Source organism: Chryseobacterium sp. S90, assembly GCF_047444895.1.
Classification (GTDB): domain Bacteria; phylum Bacteroidota; class Bacteroidia; order Flavobacteriales; family Weeksellaceae; genus Chryseobacterium.
Genome location: NZ_JBLGCX010000006.1, coordinates 263,346 through 279,375, shown reverse-complemented (window position 1 = coordinate 279,375; position 16,030 = coordinate 263,346). Strand labels below are relative to the sequence as shown.

At 35.8% G+C, this 16,030-nt stretch carries 13 protein-coding genes and 15 tRNA genes; 27 read left to right on the top strand and 1 reads right to left on the bottom strand.

Annotated features, from left to right (window positions below):
• Positions 1–130: 130 nt before the first annotated feature.
• The 27 genes from ACLMCG_RS17150 to ACLMCG_RS17020 all read left to right on the top strand — a co-directional run bounded on the left by ACLMCG_RS17150 (position 131) and on the right by ACLMCG_RS17020 (position 15,356).
• Positions 131–259, top strand: coding sequence for a penicillin-binding protein (locus ACLMCG_RS17150; protein WP_142719492.1), 129 nt, complete (start codon positions 131–133; stop codon positions 257–259).
• A gap of 575 nt (positions 260–834) precedes the next feature.
• Positions 835–902: transfer RNA gene (locus tag ACLMCG_RS17145), tRNA-His, on the top strand.
• 8 nt (positions 903–910) lie between these two features.
• Positions 911–984: transfer RNA gene (locus tag ACLMCG_RS17140), tRNA-Ile, on the top strand.
• Positions 985–1,057: 73 nt separating this feature from the next.
• Positions 1,058–1,131, top strand: a tRNA-Lys gene (locus ACLMCG_RS17135).
• Between the two features lie 7 nt (positions 1,132–1,138).
• A tRNA-Arg gene (locus tag ACLMCG_RS17130) sits at positions 1,139–1,212 on the top strand.
• Between the two features lie 68 nt (positions 1,213–1,280).
• Positions 1,281–1,352: transfer RNA gene (locus ACLMCG_RS17125), tRNA-Pro, on the top strand.
• A gap of 6 nt (positions 1,353–1,358) precedes the next feature.
• Positions 1,359–1,430: transfer RNA gene (locus ACLMCG_RS17120), tRNA-Glu, on the top strand.
• A gap of 5 nt (positions 1,431–1,435) precedes the next feature.
• Positions 1,436–1,509: transfer RNA gene (locus tag ACLMCG_RS17115), tRNA-Ile, on the top strand.
• Between the two features lie 3 nt (positions 1,510–1,512).
• Positions 1,513–1,585 (top strand) — tRNA-Asn (locus ACLMCG_RS17110).
• Between the two features lie 219 nt (positions 1,586–1,804).
• Positions 1,805–1,886: transfer RNA gene (locus ACLMCG_RS17105), tRNA-Cys, on the top strand.
• 171 nt (positions 1,887–2,057) lie between these two features.
• Positions 2,058–2,144 (top strand) — tRNA-Tyr (locus tag ACLMCG_RS17100).
• A gap of 77 nt (positions 2,145–2,221) precedes the next feature.
• Positions 2,222–2,293: transfer RNA gene (locus tag ACLMCG_RS17095), tRNA-Glu, on the top strand.
• 370 nt (positions 2,294–2,663) lie between these two features.
• Positions 2,664–2,737 (top strand) — tRNA-Leu (locus ACLMCG_RS17090).
• A gap of 90 nt (positions 2,738–2,827) precedes the next feature.
• Positions 2,828–2,903: transfer RNA gene (locus tag ACLMCG_RS17085), tRNA-Leu, on the top strand.
• A gap of 82 nt (positions 2,904–2,985) precedes the next feature.
• Positions 2,986–3,058: transfer RNA gene (locus ACLMCG_RS17080), tRNA-Phe, on the top strand.
• A gap of 164 nt (positions 3,059–3,222) precedes the next feature.
• A tRNA-Trp gene (locus ACLMCG_RS17075) sits at positions 3,223–3,293 on the top strand.
• A 77-nt stretch (positions 3,294–3,370) separates the two neighbouring features.
• Positions 3,371–3,856 (top strand): ribonuclease H-like YkuK family protein, encoded by a 486-nt coding sequence (locus tag ACLMCG_RS17070; protein ID WP_413960366.1) that lies wholly within the window; start codon positions 3,371–3,373, stop codon positions 3,854–3,856.
• Between the two features lie 59 nt (positions 3,857–3,915).
• The gene (locus ACLMCG_RS17065; RefSeq protein ID WP_413960365.1) at positions 3,916–4,287 is read left to right on the top strand and encodes a cyclic-phosphate processing receiver domain-containing protein; all 372 of its coding nucleotides are present in this window, start codon (positions 3,916–3,918) and stop codon (positions 4,285–4,287) included.
• Complete coding sequence (locus ACLMCG_RS17060; protein WP_413960364.1) at positions 4,287–4,841, top strand: DinB family protein; 555 nt, start codon at positions 4,287–4,289, stop codon at positions 4,839–4,841. Before ACLMCG_RS17065 ends, ACLMCG_RS17060 begins: the two co-directional genes overlap by 1 nt.
• Positions 4,842–4,866: 25 nt before the next feature.
• Positions 4,867–5,457, top strand: coding sequence for a DUF5565 family protein (locus tag ACLMCG_RS17055; RefSeq protein WP_413960363.1), 591 nt, complete (start codon positions 4,867–4,869; stop codon positions 5,455–5,457).
• A 198-nt stretch (positions 5,458–5,655) separates the two neighbouring features.
• Positions 5,656–6,603, top strand: a complete 948-nt coding sequence (locus ACLMCG_RS17050) for a peptidase (RefSeq protein ID WP_413960362.1) — start codon at positions 5,656–5,658, stop codon at positions 6,601–6,603.
• A 196-nt stretch (positions 6,604–6,799) separates the two neighbouring features.
• Complete coding sequence (locus ACLMCG_RS17045) at positions 6,800–7,363, top strand: metallophosphoesterase family protein (protein WP_413960361.1); 564 nt, start codon at positions 6,800–6,802, stop codon at positions 7,361–7,363.
• 114 nt (positions 7,364–7,477) lie between these two features.
• On the top strand, positions 7,478–8,020 hold the full coding sequence (locus ACLMCG_RS17040) for an exonuclease domain-containing protein (RefSeq protein WP_413960360.1): 543 nt from the start codon (positions 7,478–7,480) through the stop codon (positions 8,018–8,020).
• 92 nt (positions 8,021–8,112) lie between these two features.
• On the top strand, positions 8,113–8,664 hold the full coding sequence (locus tag ACLMCG_RS17035) for an exonuclease domain-containing protein (protein ID WP_413960359.1): 552 nt from the start codon (positions 8,113–8,115) through the stop codon (positions 8,662–8,664).
• A gap of 104 nt (positions 8,665–8,768) precedes the next feature.
• Positions 8,769–10,760 (top strand): AAA family ATPase, encoded by a 1,992-nt coding sequence (locus tag ACLMCG_RS17030; protein ID WP_413960358.1) that lies wholly within the window; start codon positions 8,769–8,771, stop codon positions 10,758–10,760.
• Positions 10,761–11,313: 553 nt separating this feature from the next.
• Positions 11,314–14,010 carry a DUF6493 family protein gene (locus ACLMCG_RS17025; protein WP_413960357.1) on the top strand — a complete coding sequence of 899 codons (2,697 nt, stop codon included), beginning with the start codon at positions 11,314–11,316 and terminating at the stop codon, positions 14,008–14,010.
• A gap of 2 nt (positions 14,011–14,012) precedes the next feature.
• Entirely contained in the window at positions 14,013–15,356 is a 1,344-nt protein-coding gene (locus ACLMCG_RS17020; RefSeq protein ID WP_413960356.1) for an SWIM zinc finger family protein, read from the top strand.
• 143 nt (positions 15,357–15,499) lie between these two features.
• Here the strand turns inward: ACLMCG_RS17020 and ACLMCG_RS17015 are convergent, their stop codons facing one another.
• A complete protein-coding gene (locus ACLMCG_RS17015) occupies positions 15,500–15,952 on the bottom strand; it encodes a VOC family protein (RefSeq protein WP_413960355.1) in 453 nt (150 codons plus the stop codon).
• Positions 15,953–16,030: the final 78 nt, after the last annotated feature.

Below are 16,030 nucleotides of genomic sequence, written 5' to 3'. Positions count from 1 at the left end.
GATAAAATCCTCGCGCCTTAAAGCATATTTTTTTAATATTATTTTGCGCCTTTGCGTATTTAAAACCTTCCAGAGATCGTGACAATTATAAAATAATAATAAAAAAGATTTATCTTTGCCCCAGAAAATTATGACAATACAAAGAGCACATATCAATGCAGAACTATTCGGAAGTCCTTCTAATAAAGGATTATTCGGGTATGATGAGATGATATGGAATGAGGCGAAATGTGCTGACTTTGGAAATTATTTACTGTAAACTTGTAAAAAATTAATCAAAATACAACAGAAACGCCTCGGAAAACCGAGGCGTTTTTTGTTTTTTAGGTCAGAAATTATTTAGAATGAAAAAAAATAACCATAAACATGAAAATTTTTTAATTAACAATGAAACTTTAATACGATAAAATAGAGTGATAAGCAACCCGGTGAGAGACAGTCATTTAGGTATTTAAGATATCTGCAAAATATTGCGGACAGAAATTCTCTATTCCAAAAATAATACGTAATTAATTGATTGTCAATAATTTGACTTAAAAATTTATTTGCGGATTCCAAAAATTCATATTTACTTTGCAACCGAAAATTGAAAGCAACAGGTTTTCAGGATTCAATTAAAAATAATTTAGAAACAAACAAAAATAAAATGAAACAGTTACACAACATATTCAATCAATATTCAAGACTATTCGGACATGAGCCGGCAGGAGTTCTGTGTATTCTTGATAGTGAAATTGTGGATAAAAGGTGCTTATATACGTGGGTCAGCTAATGATCTCTTACGTTTAAAAATATGAAGCGCCTCCCGAAAAGAGGCGCTTTTCTTATGGTTTCTTTAGCTTATTTGGTAAAGCGCCGGTCTGTGGAACCGGAGAACAGGGTTCGATTCCCGGAGATACCCAAAATATAAAATCTCATAGCTCAATTGGTTAGAGCATCGACCTGATACGTCGAAGGTTGAAGGTTCGATTCCTTCTGGGATTACAAAAATGTGAATTGTAAATTAAAAATTGACAAGCGAAGCGAATTGATTATTGACGATTCACAAAATTAAAACAATCTCATAGCTCAAATGGTTAGAGCACCGGTCTTTTAAACCGGGGGTTGAAAGTTCAAATCTTTCTGGGATTACAAAAAAGGTTCCGTAGCTCAACTGGATAGAGCATGGGTTTTCTAAACCCAGGGTTAGAGGTTCGAATCCTATCGGAATCACAAAAAGGTTCATGGAAAATTTCCTATCCGGCTGTCTCCCGGAAAAGAAACAGAAGTGAACCCCAAAGCTGGAAAGATAACGGTGGTTGTTTACCCGTCTTGGACGCGGGAGGTCGCAAGTTCGAATCTTGCTTTCCAGACAATTTGTTCCATTAGCATAGTGGTAAGTGCATTCGGCTTTCTACCGAACGACAAGGGTTCGATCCCCTTATGGAATACAAATGATTTCGTAGCTCAAGTGGTTAGAGTGTCGGTCTGATACACCGAAGGTTGAAGGTTCGAGTCCTTCCGGAATTACAATGATTTTGTAGCTCAATGGCAGAGCACCGGTCTGTTAAACCGGAAGTTGAAAGTTCGAGTCTTTCCAAAATAGCAGGTAACTAATTGTTAATTGTTTCAGGAGAAAAAGTAAAAGTTTGTCGAGAGCAGAAGATCTTTACGCCAAACACTAAAATACAGACAGGCTTTTCTTCTCTCCGGATTAATTAAAAGTTAAGAATATCATTTATAAATTTTTAGGTAAAAATAAAGTTTGTCAAGCGCAGAAGTTCTTATATCAAACAATTTTAGACAGACTTTATTTTTTTAATCTGATGGTTCGCCGAAGTGGAAGAGTCGGGGCGGTCTGCAAAACCGTTGTGTAAACTGAGTGGGTTTGAATCCCATAACCATCTCAATGTAAAAATATAGGAGATATAAGAATCTTTTATCAATAATCTTTTATCATCTATAGCAAAGAATATCCTTTATTAATAAAAGAAAAAGGCTGTCCAGCGCAGAAGATCTTTAATTAAACATTCAATAAAGACAGACCTTTTCTTTTTTAAGGAAAAAATGAAAAATCCGGAAGTACGCCGAAGTTGGAGAGTCGGGGCAGACTGTAAATCTGTTGCTTCATAGCTGAGTAGGTTCGAATCCTACTACTTCCACCAACCACTGATAATGTAATGGCAGCATGCAGGAAATGTACTCTTGTTGTTCAGGTTCGATTCCTGGTCAGTGGGTTAACGCTCTATTCGTCTAACGGTGAGGACGCCTGCCTTTCGAGCAGAAAATAAGGGTTCGATTCCCTTATAGAGTACTGGATGTGAATAGCTGGTCAATAATGAATTGATATAATACCATGAAAGTTCAGATTTTTTTAAAAAATTGGCCAGTTACCATTCACACAAAAAATGAAGAAAAGAGAAAAAGGACTGTCGAGAGCAGAAGATCTTTAGTCAATAAAAATAGACAGCCTTTTACTTTTTTTAAAACAAAATACATTAGGAAATGAGAAAGGTTTGTCAAGCGCAGAAGATCTTTACAAATACTAGCAGGCATAATTTATAAACAGACAGAGCTTTCTCAAACCTAAACACAATACGATAAGTAATAAGCAATGAGCAATAAGTAATAATCAAAAGAGAAAATATTACTCATTACCTATTACTCATTACTAATAAAATAACGCCTCTCTATTCCAATTGGCAGAGAAAACGGCTTTAAACCCCGTAAAGTCCCAGTTCGAATCTGGGGAGAGGTACAGAATATGATTAATAAGCAATGAATAATGAGTAATTAAACAGCATAAAAAATTACTTATTACCAATTACCCATTATTGAGAAAAAAGCTGCGGGAATGGTGGAATGGCAGACACTCTTGATTTAGGATCAAGCTTTTGAGGGTTCGAGTCCCTCTTCCCGTACCAAAACATAAATGATAAGAGATCAATGATAAATGATTGCTGAGCAATTCATCAATTATCAACCATCATTTATCAATTATAACATGGAAGAGTGTTGTAGAAGGTCTGCACGTTAGTCTGAAAAACTAAAGGTACAGGTTCAATTCCTGTCTGTTCCACAAAATATGAATGATAACTGATCAATAATAAATGATTGCTGGGCATTTCATCAATTATCAATCATCATTTATCAATTAATTAAAACTGATTCATAGTGTAATAGGCAGCACACAAGATTTTGATTCTTGGAGTTTAGGTTCGAGTCCTAATGAATTAACAATTTACTCTGATAATGTAATGGCAGCATCTCAGTCTCCAAAACTGATGGTATTGGTTCGAGTGCGGTTCAGAGTGCAAAAGATGAAACCAGTGGCAGGTTATCATTTATCAATTATCAACAATCATTTATCAATTTAAAATATGTAGAAAAAATGGAAACGCAACAACAAACATGGCAGAATATGAACGGAAAATTTTTCCATAACTCTATCACACAGCTGGTAGAAGAAGCCATTATCCGCGAACAGGCAAACGGACACCGTCTGAAAGTATGTGTGGGATCAGACTCTCATGTATACGGGGATGCCATCAATTATGCTACGGCAGTAGTATTTATTCGTGAGGGAAAAGGAGCGTTTACCTTTATTAGAAAAGAAAGAGAAATACAGAGTATCAGTATCAAAGAGCGAATGCTGAATGAGGTCAACAAATCCGTGGAAATTGCATACGCTATCTGCTCTGTGTTGGACACTTATGGTGTGGAAATGGAGGTACACGCAGACATTAATACCGACCCGGACTTTAAATCCAATGTAGCATTAAAAGATGCAATGGGATACATTCTGGGAATGGGATATGTGTTTAAAGCAAAACCTTTTGCCTTCGCAAGTTCCAGCTGTGCTGATATGATGGTGTAAAAAAGCTGGAAGAGGGATGTTGGGAGTTGGAAGCTTAAAAAAATTATAAAAATTAAATCATGGAAAAAACAAAAAGATTACTATTTCTGGATGATATAAGATATCCTGTTGAGGCGTATCATTATACCAAAAAGGATATTTTCCTCAGAAATGACTGGCATATCGTTCGGAATTACGAGCAGTTTGTCAGCAGGATTTTGGAAAAAGGACTTCCGGAAATGATTTCTTTTGACCATGATCTTGCTGATGAGCATTATCTCAAACATGATTCTCAGGAATTTGTTGAGAAAACAGGATACGACTGCGCCAAATGGTTGGTAGAATATTGTATGGATAATTATTTGGATCTTCCAAAATTCTATAGTCACTCCATGAATCCGGTAGGAAAGGAAAATATTCTTTCCCTTTTAAAAAACTTTAAAAAACTGTAATGGATATTTTTAGATATATTCAGGATATAAAAACACATCTGAAATTCACATTTGATGAGGTAGACGGATGGTTTAAAAAAGATAAAGAAACATTGAATCATCAGCCTTCAAATGGAGGCTGGACGGTTCAGCAGATTTTAGAACATATTTATCTTACGAATTTTTACTTGTTGATCCTTATTGAAAAAGGCTCCAAAAAAGCAATGAAGAATTCTTTGAATCTTGACCTTGAATCTGAAATAAAAAACTACAGTTTTAATAAGAAAAACTTTGACAGGGTTGGTGAACATGGTGCTTTTGAATGGATAAGACCGGAACATATGGAACCGAAAGGAGAATTAGGTCCGGATAAAATCAGAAGTTTAATGAGCCAGCAGTATCTACAATGTTTACATTATCTGGAAGTGATGAAAAATGGTGAAGGACTCTTGTATAAAACGACAATGACGGTGAATGAACTGGGGAAAATTAATGTATACGAATATATTTATTTTCTGTCACTTCATGCTCAAAGACACATTACCCAGATGAAGAAAAATGAATTGGATGTTTAAAATAATCCATTAAAGAACAATTAAAATGAAAAAGATAAGTACATTATTCAAAAAAGATATAAATAATTTAGGAAGAGTTATTGACGAAATTAATCCTGAAAACAATTGGGTTTTTGACGGAGAAGCTATTGCTACACAAAAATTTGATGGTTCTGCATGTGCAGTGATCAACGGTAAATTATATAAAAGATACGATGCCAAGAAAGGAAAAATAGCTCCTGAAGGTGCAATTGCATGTCAGGAAGCCGATTTTATTACCGGTCACCATCCACATTGGTTAGCGTGTGATATTAATAAAAAAGAAGATAAATACTTTTGGGAAGGTTTCACTGCTTTAGCTGAATTAGGCAAGGTGGAAGATGGAACATACGAACTTATTGGTGAGAAAGTACGAGGAAATCCTGAAAATATTAAAGGTCATTTATTAGTAAAACATGGAAATCATATTCTCAGTTTAAAAAGTTTGGATTTTGAATGGATCAAAAACTTTTTAAGTGATCCTGAGAATAATATGGAAGGTATTGTTTTCCACCATATCACTGATAATCGTATGTGTAAGATCAGGAAGTCTGATTTTGGTCTACGTAGAAAGGAAGTAAAAGAACTTATCGTTTAAAATAAAGATTAAGGTTTCGGTGATTCATTTTATCGGAACTTTTTTATGCATATACCCAACCACTAAAATCAGAAAGTCAAAAACACTTGAGTCTTTTGAATAGAAATAGTACAAATGGAAGTGTAAAAATTCCTATCCTTTGGAGGGGTGGCGAAAATTCAAAGAATTTTTGACGGGGTGGTTTAAAAAAGAAAAAATATGTTACAGGCAGAAATAAAAAGTCTTTTAAAAGAAGACATCAGTATATTAATTAAAATTCCTAACTCAGGAAAGCATTATTTGTGTGATTGCGGAGAAGCAAGTCTATTGAGTGTGAGAGAAGTACAGTCTATATCAGCTGTATTTATAAGTCATACCCACATTGATCACTTTTCGAATTTCGATGGAATTTTCAGACATCAGATTGGAAGCGGAGAAAAAGTGGTGATTTGCGGACCAAAAAATATTCATCAACAGGTTGAAGCAAGGTTGAAATCTTACACATGGAACCTGATTGATGAAAAAGCAATTGAATATGAAATTCGTGAAATTGTTTCAGAAGATGAAATTAATATTTATACCCTTCGTCCACCATACTGGAATTTGGAGTTGATAAAGACTCAAAACTTCCTGTTTGAAGACGAATACGTCAACGTTGATTTTGCTATTCTGGATCACAAAACAGATTCTATTGCTTATTTATTTAAGGAAAAAGATTCGGTCACCTTTAATGAAAATGCTTCCGGTTTCAGAAAAGGAAAGTGGATCAGCGAACTGAAAACCGCTTTTGAAAATAATGCAGGAGATAAAGAAATTGAAATTGAAGGAACTCTTTACAAAACATCAGAACTTTTTCATCTGTTGACCCGGAATGCTGGTTATAAATTTGGTGTTATCATGGATCATGCGGCGGACGAAGGCAATTACGAAAAAATCAGAGCCGTATTTGGAGGTGCAGATCTAGTGTATATCGAAAGCTTTTATAAAGATACGGATCAGGAATTTGCAAAGATCAATTACCACAGCTTTGCTTCTGCATCAGGAAAAATCATGAATGAATGTCAGGTGAAAGAAGCTATTCCAATTCACTTTTCAAGAAGATATACGGAAAGCGATCAGGAAGAAATTGAAACTGCTTTTTATAGAGCGTTTCGTAGAATTAATTAAAAATATTTATTAAACAAAAACTACAGCATTCACAGAATAGTAATGTATGTATCTGTCATTCTGACGAAGAAAGAATCTGCTTAAAGGGAAAAGGATTCTTCATTGCACTTATGAACTGCGTTCGCAGACTTTGAGTCTGTATTCAGAATGACAACAAACGTTGAAAATTTTGTAGTTAAAAAAACAATTTAAAAAAATGAAACCCAATATATTTTTTACAGCAGACCATCATTTTGGTCACGAGAATATTATAAAATTTTCAGAAAGACCTTTTGAATCTCTGGACCATATGAATGAAGAACTCATTAAAAGATGGAATGAGAAAATTCAACCCGGTGATACGGTCTACCATTTAGGAGATATGAGCCTTGGAAAACCGGATTTTACGAAAGAGATTTTAGACAGACTAAATGGTAATATTCATTTGATAAAAGGCAACCACGAAGGTGCAGCTTTAGCTTATTCCAAGCGCTTTGCTTCCATCAGAGATTATCACGAACTGAAAATTGATGAAGCAGATAACAGCAACGGAAAACAGAAAATTATTCTTTTCCACTACGCCATGCGCACCTGGAATGGCTCGCACCGAGGTGTCTGGCAGTTATACGGACATTCACACGGGACATTGCCGGATGATGAGATGGCACTGAGTTTTGACGTAGGGGTAGACTGCCACAATTTTTACCCGGTTTCCTACGAGGAAGTCAAAGAAATTATGAAAAGGAAAAAATGGACACCACCATTTGGTCCAAGAAATTAATGATGAGTAATAAGTAATGATTTGATGGAGGGAAAAATGAGAATGATATTTCATTGAGTATTCAACAGCCTTCATCATATATTTTACTTTTTACATCGTACATTTTATAATAACATGAAAACAACCAATGAGATCATAATTATCGATCTGGAAGCTACATGTTGGGAAAACGACAGAATTCCCATCGGGCAGAAAGTCGATATTATAGAAATAGGGATTTGTAAATTAAACTTAACATCAAAAGCAATTTCCCAAAAACAAAGCATTTATGTAATTCCTGAAAGATCAGAAATCAACAGATTCTGTACACAACTGACCGGAATTAGTCCACAATTGATAGAAGAAAAAGGAATCTATTTTGAAGAAGCCTGTGAAATGATTAGAGATCAATACCGTTCTGCACCGCTTACATGGGCAGGATATGGAAACTTCGATGGAGAGCAGATCATAGAACAGTGTGACTGGCTTGGAGTAAAAAATCCTTTTTCAGAAAATTACATGAATGTGATGCATGAATTCAAAAGACATTTCGGACTGCATAAACAAATAGGGCTTAAAAGAGCCTTGAGTTATCTGAACATGGATTTTGAAGGCACCCATCACAGTGGAGCAGACGATGCTTACAATACAGCCAGAATTTTAAGTAAAATTCTGTAAATAGTAATAGGTTGGAAGACTGGAGGTAAAGTAGACACTATGAAAACTTCCCACATCCATTCTCCATCCTTTAACAATTAAATTTTAAACAAGTGAAAACAACAGAAAATATATTAATAGTAGACCTCGAAGCAACATGTTGGGAAAACCGACCGCCAAGAGGCCAGGAGAGCGAGATCATCGAGATCGGTGTATGCATCATGAATGCAAAAACCGGTAAGTTCTCCAAAAATGAAGGGATTTTAATAAAACCACAATATTCAAAGGTAAGTCCGTTTTGTACAGAACTTACTACCCTTACCCAAAATATGCTGGATAATGAAGGAATAATGCTGGATGATGCATTCGATATCCTGAGAGCAGAATATGATTCAGAAGAACTGACGTGGGCGAGCTACGGAAACTACGATCTGAATATGCTTCAGAATCAGGCAAGAAGATTCTACACAGACTATCCTATGAGCGATGACCATATCAATGTGAAAACATTATTCGGAGAAATTCATCCTACCATCAGGAAAAGTGTTGGGATGAACAGAGCTCTGGGTGAGTTGGGTCTTACTTTAGAAGGCACCCACCACAGAGGAGTGGATGATGCTAAAAACATTGCAAAGATTCTGCATTGGTGCATGAAAAACTATTAAAGGGATTTTGTATCTTCAACATTATCAGTCAAATGGACTCTCTTGAAAAAGGGAGTCTTATTTTTTATAAATAGGGTGTTTTAGCTTTATATAAGTTAACTTTGATGAAAACTTTTTATTCATTGGACGGACTCACCGAATTACTTGAACATACCAGCAGAAATGTATTTTTGACAGGGAAAGCAGGAACAGGGAAGACTACTTTCCTGAATGAGTTTGTAAAAAAGACCCGCAAAAAACACATTATTGTTGCACCCACAGGTATTGCAGCTATCAACGCTGGCGGTGTAACAATTCATTCATTATTTGCAATTCCTTCACGTACATTTGTTCCCACCACAGAGCCTGTTGATCCCAATCTGGCAATGAATATTAATGAACTTTTCCCTCATTTTAAATACCGTAAAGATAAACTTGATCTTTTCCGTGAAATTGAATTAATTATTATTGATGAAGTTTCAATGTTGAGAGCCGACCTGCTGGATATAATGGACCATTCATTAAGGAGAGTCAGACGAAATCAATTGCCGTTTGGAGGAGCACAATTGTTGTTAATAGGAGATTTATACCAGTTACCTCCCGTGGTAAGGGATGAATCGGAGCGTATCCTGTCAAAATTTTATCATACACCGTTTTTCTTTTCTGCCAAAGCATTTCAGGGCATTCCATTGATAACAGTAGAGTTACTGAAAGTATATCGCCAGCAGAGTCCGGAATTTCTTGAAATACTCAATGCAGTAAGACATGCAGATATCCGTAATTTGGATTTTGAAAAATTAAATTCCAGATATAATCCTGATTTTGAACCTGAAAATGAAACATATATCCATCTTTGCTCTCACAATCGGATAGCCGATCATATTAATCAGAAAAAACTGAATGAGCTCCCTGAAGATTCCTATTTTTATAAAGCGGTTGTCATTGGTGAATTCAAAGAAACCCAATATCCCAATGATGAAACGTTAGAACTCAAAGTAGGAACCCAGATCATGTTTATCCGAAATGATTCATCTCCTGAAAAAAAGTTTTACAATGGCAGGCTGGCAAAAATTTCCTATCTGGATGAAGACCTTATCAAGGCTGTATTTGAAGAGACGGGAAAAGAAATAACAGTGACGAAAGAAGTTTGGGAACAAAAAAGATATACCCTTGATGGAGAAAAGAATATCAAAACAGAAGTATTGGGAAGTTTTGAACAATATCCGATACGTTTGGCCTGGGCAGTTACCATTCATAAAAGTCAAGGGCTAACGTTTGACCGGGTAATCATAGATGCAGGAAGGTCTTTTGCCAGCGGACAGGTATATGTTGCATTAAGCCGATGCCGGACTCTGGAAGGAATTGTTCTGAAGTCTAAAATTACACCGGAAGCTATATTTTGTGACCACAGGATTGAACATTTTCAGCAGTCAACCCATGCTAATAATATTTTGGAGCAGCTTGTTGAGCAGGAAAAGTATGATCATACACTGCATAAACTCCGGATGACTGTAGATGCTGGCTGGCTGAAAGATGCTGTCATGATTTGGGCATCGACGGCCTTATCAGCAGAAATATCAGATCAGGCAAAATTAAAAAGACTATTAAAAGACTTTGAATCAGAAAGTGAAAAACTCTTTGCCATTTCCTGGAAATTTAGAAAAATTATTCATCAAAAAGCCTTAAGTTTTGCGGCAGGAACCTGTCATTGGACTGAAATTGAAGATAAATGTAAAGGAGCTGTAAATTTTTTCTATAAAAGCATTGCGGAAGATTTCTTGCTGCCTTTAAAGGATTTATATTCAGAAACTGCAGGAATAAAAGGACTTAAAGCCTTTAATGAAGAAACTAAAGTATTTCTCTATGATCTCGCAGACTATATTGAAAAACTGAAAGAATGCTATCTCCTAGACCTTCCTTTATTTGACAGAATACTTGAAGTAGATACGTCGATAGTCATTGCGAAAAAACCTACACATCTGATTACCTTTGAATTATTTGACAAAGGAATGCCTCCTTTTGAAATTGCAGAAAAAAGAAATCTTACCTTGCCAACAATATACAAACATCTGGCAAAAATGGGGTTGACAGAGGTGGAAAAAACTTTTAAGATGTAAGTCATTGATATCATAAAATTATCAGTTTTACAGTCAGGAAGTGATGATCATATTATCTGGCTTTACAATCCTGAAATTAATACGATCTCCGATTGCTGACCTTCTCAAAAATTCATGCTACAATATTTTAAATAAAATTAACGTATCTGTACAATAGAATGTTTTTATTATATAACATTACAAATTCCAAAAATAAGACACCAAATAATGTGTAAATATCAAAGTAGAGAGTATTTAGCCACTTTTTTACTAATATATCTTTAAACAGGGAATTGTTTTTGTGGTGCTAAAGTGAAGCTATCAGTTGTTTTATTAACTTAATATTTTGTTAAAAAATTCACTTTAACGGGATAATTTACTGTCTGTCAGTCATTTTTTTTTATTTTAGCTGATAAGAATGAATTTATGCTTATTGATGAGGGTTTTAAGAGAAAATGTTTAAACTGTAAAATAAAGGAGATGGTTTCTTTTCTTAAAAAGCTTACACCAAAAGATAAAAAAGAAGTCGTTACTCAATAACCTGAAACAAATTTATACATCAAATTAGAAGCACATGAAAGAAAGACTTTATGAGATCCTTAATGAGGAAAAGATACATGAGATTATCCCCTTTCTAAAAGAGCTTAGTAATGAAGAAAGGAAAACACTGGTGCCATCTATAAAGAAAATGGACAGGGAGATCAGTAAAATTGTAATGACTAAAAATTCCTATCATACGGCAGGATCTGTGAATCAGCATTCCATTATTGATATTGCTTCATTTGTCTGCATGGACAAAAAGAATTTCGGTAAAAATTACTGGAGTCTTTTCCGTAACGCAGAACAGACCGAACAGATTCTGGAGTGGGGCTGCCCGGAATGGTTTTCAGATTTCATCAATGAATCTGTAGAAGCTGAATTTACAGCATTTAGCTATAAGGATATTTTAGGATGGACAGAAAAAGGCTATGTACAACCCAAACCGGAACTGCTGGGACACCATCTGAGCAATTATCCGGCTGAACTGGACCGCCATCCCGAAACCCTTAATACACACTTTTGGTATTTATGTGAATATCCTTCCAAATCTTTACCCTTCCGTAAAGAATGGTTTCCTATTGTTCAGAAGCTGATCGCAGAAAAAAAGATTGAAAGGAAAAGATTTTTGAAAGAATGTCTTCTGGCTTCCAACAGAAATTTTAATAAAAATGTCACAGGCTGGTTTATGGATGCATTTACTTCATTAAAACCAACTGAAGAAGAGCTGTCTGAACTGCAGGGTGAATTGCTTGCAGGGCTGGCTTCCTCACAGTCAAAAGCTGTGAATACCATATTATCACATTTGAAAAAAATTGTGGGAGTTCCTGATTTTAAGAATGATGAATTTTCCCATTACCTTCCGAATCTGTTGAGCTCGGAAGTGAAAACAGTGGTTGTATCCAGTCTGGTACTGACCGAAAAAATATTCCAGAGAAAGAAAATAGATCCCGAAATGTTGGGAATGGCTTTAAGTACGGCATTTGTCAGCAAAGATGATGGCATACAGTCAAAAGCTGCAAAGATCATTCTTAAATATATTCCGGCTTCAGAAAATATGATAGAGGCACTTTCCCATTATTCAGACAATATATTGACCAATGTACGTCCTCTTCTTGTAAAATATATTGAAGAAACTCAGCCGGAACTGGTAGCAATAGCTTCGGAAAAATTATCCCTGACTACAGAAGAAAATGCAGTGAAAGTACTTCAGAACTTTGAAGATCTCATGTTTTATCTTCCTTTGGCGATGGATGATCCGTACAGTCATCATTGTGATATTGCTTTGGCTGGATTTATCCGTTTTGCCGGAGATGTAAATGCCGAATCCGTGAAATTAATAGAACCGGTATTTTTGAAAGCCTGTAAAACAATTTCGAAATGGGAAGTTCCTTATCTGAATGTTTTACTATGTAATGCCATTATTAATTATGGCTTGGATCTACTGGAAAAATATCCGGTTCAGCTTAAAAATCTGGAAAGAATTTATCATAAGACCAAAGAAGAGGAGGCCACAAGAGAGTCTTACTCCAATTATCAGAAAAAATTGGGGCCGATTGAAAATGTCGGAGCAGATTGCCCTGCAAGAACCGCGTTTAAAGAGCTGGCCATCTATGCTTATGAAAAAATAAAATCAGGAGATAAGATCCCGTTATTGTTCACGGTTACCCATGCTCCATGTTGGATTTCTGCAGTAACGTTGGTTGAAAGATTGGAAAGCTATCAGAATAATAATGTTAAACCCCATCATCTGGATATTCAGCTGGCATTGCAGCGTTGTGCTTTAGACAATACTTCAGAAGCTATTATTGAAGTTGAAAAAAGATTAAAAGGAGAATACAAAGAACTTTTACTTTTCTTCTTTGGCAAAAATACTAAGCCGGAAGGAAAATTTGAACATCCTTCATGGTGGATGACTGCAGGAATTACCCGTTCGCCGGAAACCGTATTTGAAGAATTCAGTGGTTTCGGGTATGATGATATTCCTGTAGAATTCTTTTCAGGGGCTTACAAATGGAAGACCATCGATAATAAGAAAAACTCATACTACCCTGTAGAGCTGAAGATTGTTATTCCCAAATATCATCTTGCAAAAAGGAAAGAGCCTTTATTCGTCGAATATTTCGTTGCCGAACAGAAAGAGCTTATCGAGATTCCTGCCTTGATGCTTTGTTTTCCGAATACTCCGGCAAATGCTTTGGCAAAAGTAATCAAGCACTGCCTTTTCTTTTCAGGAATTGCCGAAGTCTATGAAAGAAGTCTGGTTTTGAACACAGCGAATGCACTTTATCAGATCAAAAACCCATTAGACGAAATCGGGTATCTGTTCTTAGGAACTATTTTCCTGGACAGTGATAAAACTATTCGTAGTACAGCCGCTGAAATATGGCTGGAGCATGTTTCTTCCCAAACGATGGATAATGCATGGTTAGGAAGGGTGATAGGTTTACATGAAAAACTGGAATGGGCACCCGTTAAAAGATTAACAGATCTTATGCAGCATCACATGCTGAATGTCAGTAAGAATCATAATATTGCCCTGGAAGAATTGATTTCCAATATATTGCTTCAAATGGAAACACCGGTTACCAATCTGAAAAAGATTTTAGAAATCTACCATGAAGTATTGGCTTTGAATCACTCAGAAGCTCATAATGAAATAATAGGGAAATTAAATAGCTGGAAAGAAAATTCAAGTCTGAAAAAGATCTGTGGCCTTCTTCTGAAGAAATAGATATGGAAGGTACACTTATTTACAGCTATTCAGGAACATCCTCTTTAGTAAGGAGAGATGCACTTGAAGAATTGTTTCTCGCTAAATACAGTGAGATACATAAAAATACTGATGCTCCATGTTTTTTCTGGGGAAATGTTGGGCAGCCTTTTATTCTAGCGCGTTGTCTGATTACACTGTCCAATATTGTAAAATCAAGTTTTAACCTGTCCCCGTTTCAAATGGGGCTTCTTAAAGATCCGATCATAACAGCCGGAAATCACAGATTACGCTTTGAAGGTTTTTCTCACTGCGCCGGAGTTTATGCAAGAGTTGACGTACTGCCTGAAGGTCTGGAAGGTGAATTCCTTGAAAATGGAACTACAAATGTAGATTTCAATCAACCAATGATAACTGCGCTGGGAAGCATCCGCCCAAATGAAAAAATCATGCTTTCCGTGGGTGAAAAAGAAGTAGGGCTGTATAAAGAAGATGAAAAAATAATAGAAAGAAAAGTTCCTTTACCCGCAAAATGGATCAAAGGATTGGGAACGGTTCAGGTATATTTATCGGAATCCGAAAAACGCTATACTTTCAATAAAATTCAGACCCAGCAACTATTCCGCGGGATGCCGAAAGGAGTAGTAAAGTCGGATTATTATTTGATTGTGAGAGGAAATAAACCCATCTTTTCTCCTGTAAAATCTATGGATGCTATTTGTATAGGCGGGCTTCACAGGCTTCGTCTTTTAGAACCTCTGCTTCCTTATATTGATTATATGCAGGTTTTTTCACATTCTACTATGCAGTCTACAACGTGGCAGCTTTATATGGGACCTATCAGATTTAGTTTTTCTTTGTCAAGAGAGTGCTGGAGAGGTTTCTCAGGAGAAGGGGCAGTCTTAGAAAACCTGATTTCTGAAGTTTCTGATGAGTGGATTGATGCTTTGGATAAGTATGCTTATGCCAATCAATCTTTTAATCCAGACATGCTTGCTCTGGAAGAAAATCTGAGTTTCAGCAAAACTGATACTATTACAGGAAGGCTTGCAGCAATGGGATTATTGGGTTATGACCTTGATGATCATGAATTTTTCTACCGCAGGCTACCTTTTAAATTAAGCCGTATTATCGGACTTAATCCCCGTATAAAAAATGCCGAAAAGTTAATAGAAGACGGAAAAGTAGAAATTTTAAACAACAATAAAGAAAGAACAGAAGCCAGAGTAGAAGGAACCGGTGTACATCATACGGTAATTATTGAAGAAGAAAAAGAACGCTGTACTTGTGAATGGTTCAGTAAATATCAGGGCGAAAGAGGTCCTTGTAAACATGTGCTGGCAGTAAAAAAACTGATAAACAGTTAAAACTTTTTCTACCTTACTTTATTATTTTGTTGACTGTCGCAGGGACGCAAAAATTTTGTTAAATAAGAATTCAATTTTGATCTCTTTAAGTCTTTGATTTTCTTGCGCCACTACATTATATCAGTATCTAACAATTTTTTATATCAACTTTTTTCCGAGTTCATCCATTCCTCATAACTAAGCACACCTAATTCTGGTTTGCTTTCTCCCTCAAGAATAGAGATGAATTCAAGCTGATTTCCATCCGGATCATTAAAATAAATGGCCAGCGCAGGCATCCACGCGAATACCATTGGTTCAACACTTCCATTTTTTAGAAAATTATAAGGCTTTAAATCTTTATTTTCTAAAAACTCCACCGAATAGTTTAAAATATCTTCTTTACTGCTGGAAAAAGCAAAATGTCTGGTCTGAAGATTCTCCTTCTGCTCCCATAATCCTAACATAAATTCTTTCCCTTCACCAACCCATAAAAAAGCAATAGGTCGGGTTTCATCTCTATGAGCCAGTTTCAATCCTAATACTTCCGTATAAAATTGTATTGCATTTTCCAGATTGCTTACCTGAACATGGGTTTCATATATTCCTTTAATCATAGCTTAATTTTAGTAATAGCAAATCTAGAAAACCCTCATTAGAAAACGTAACATTGCCCATTTCTTTAATTGAAATGA

Excerpts from the sequence above, each read along its gene's own strand:
- ACLMCG_RS17025 (WP_413960357.1), top strand. The coding sequence starts at position 11,314 with ATGAAAGAAAGACTTTATGAGATCCTTAATGAGGAAAAGATACATGAG.
- ACLMCG_RS17150 (WP_142719492.1), top strand. The coding sequence starts at position 131 with ATGACAATACAAAGAGCACATATCAATGCAGAACTATTCGGAAGTCCT.
- ACLMCG_RS17070 (WP_413960366.1), top strand. The coding sequence starts at position 3,371 with ATGGAAACGCAACAACAAACATGGCAGAATATGAACGGAAAATTTTTC.
- ACLMCG_RS17055 (WP_413960363.1), top strand. The coding sequence starts at position 4,867 with ATGAAAAAGATAAGTACATTATTCAAAAAAGATATAAATAATTTAGGA.
- ACLMCG_RS17030 (WP_413960358.1), top strand. The coding sequence starts at position 8,769 with ATGAAAACTTTTTATTCATTGGACGGACTCACCGAATTACTTGAACAT.
- ACLMCG_RS17060 (WP_413960364.1), top strand. The coding sequence starts at position 4,287 with ATGGATATTTTTAGATATATTCAGGATATAAAAACACATCTGAAATTC.
- ACLMCG_RS17050 (WP_413960362.1), top strand. The coding sequence starts at position 5,656 with ATGTTACAGGCAGAAATAAAAAGTCTTTTAAAAGAAGACATCAGTATA.
- ACLMCG_RS17045 (WP_413960361.1), top strand. The coding sequence starts at position 6,800 with ATGAAACCCAATATATTTTTTACAGCAGACCATCATTTTGGTCACGAG.
- ACLMCG_RS17065 (WP_413960365.1), top strand. The coding sequence starts at position 3,916 with ATGGAAAAAACAAAAAGATTACTATTTCTGGATGATATAAGATATCCT.
- ACLMCG_RS17020 (WP_413960356.1), top strand. The coding sequence starts at position 14,013 with ATGGAAGGTACACTTATTTACAGCTATTCAGGAACATCCTCTTTAGTA.
- ACLMCG_RS17040 (WP_413960360.1), top strand. The coding sequence starts at position 7,478 with ATGAAAACAACCAATGAGATCATAATTATCGATCTGGAAGCTACATGT.
- ACLMCG_RS17015 (WP_413960355.1), bottom strand. The coding sequence starts at position 15,952 with ATGATTAAAGGAATATATGAAACCCATGTTCAGGTAAGCAATCTGGAA.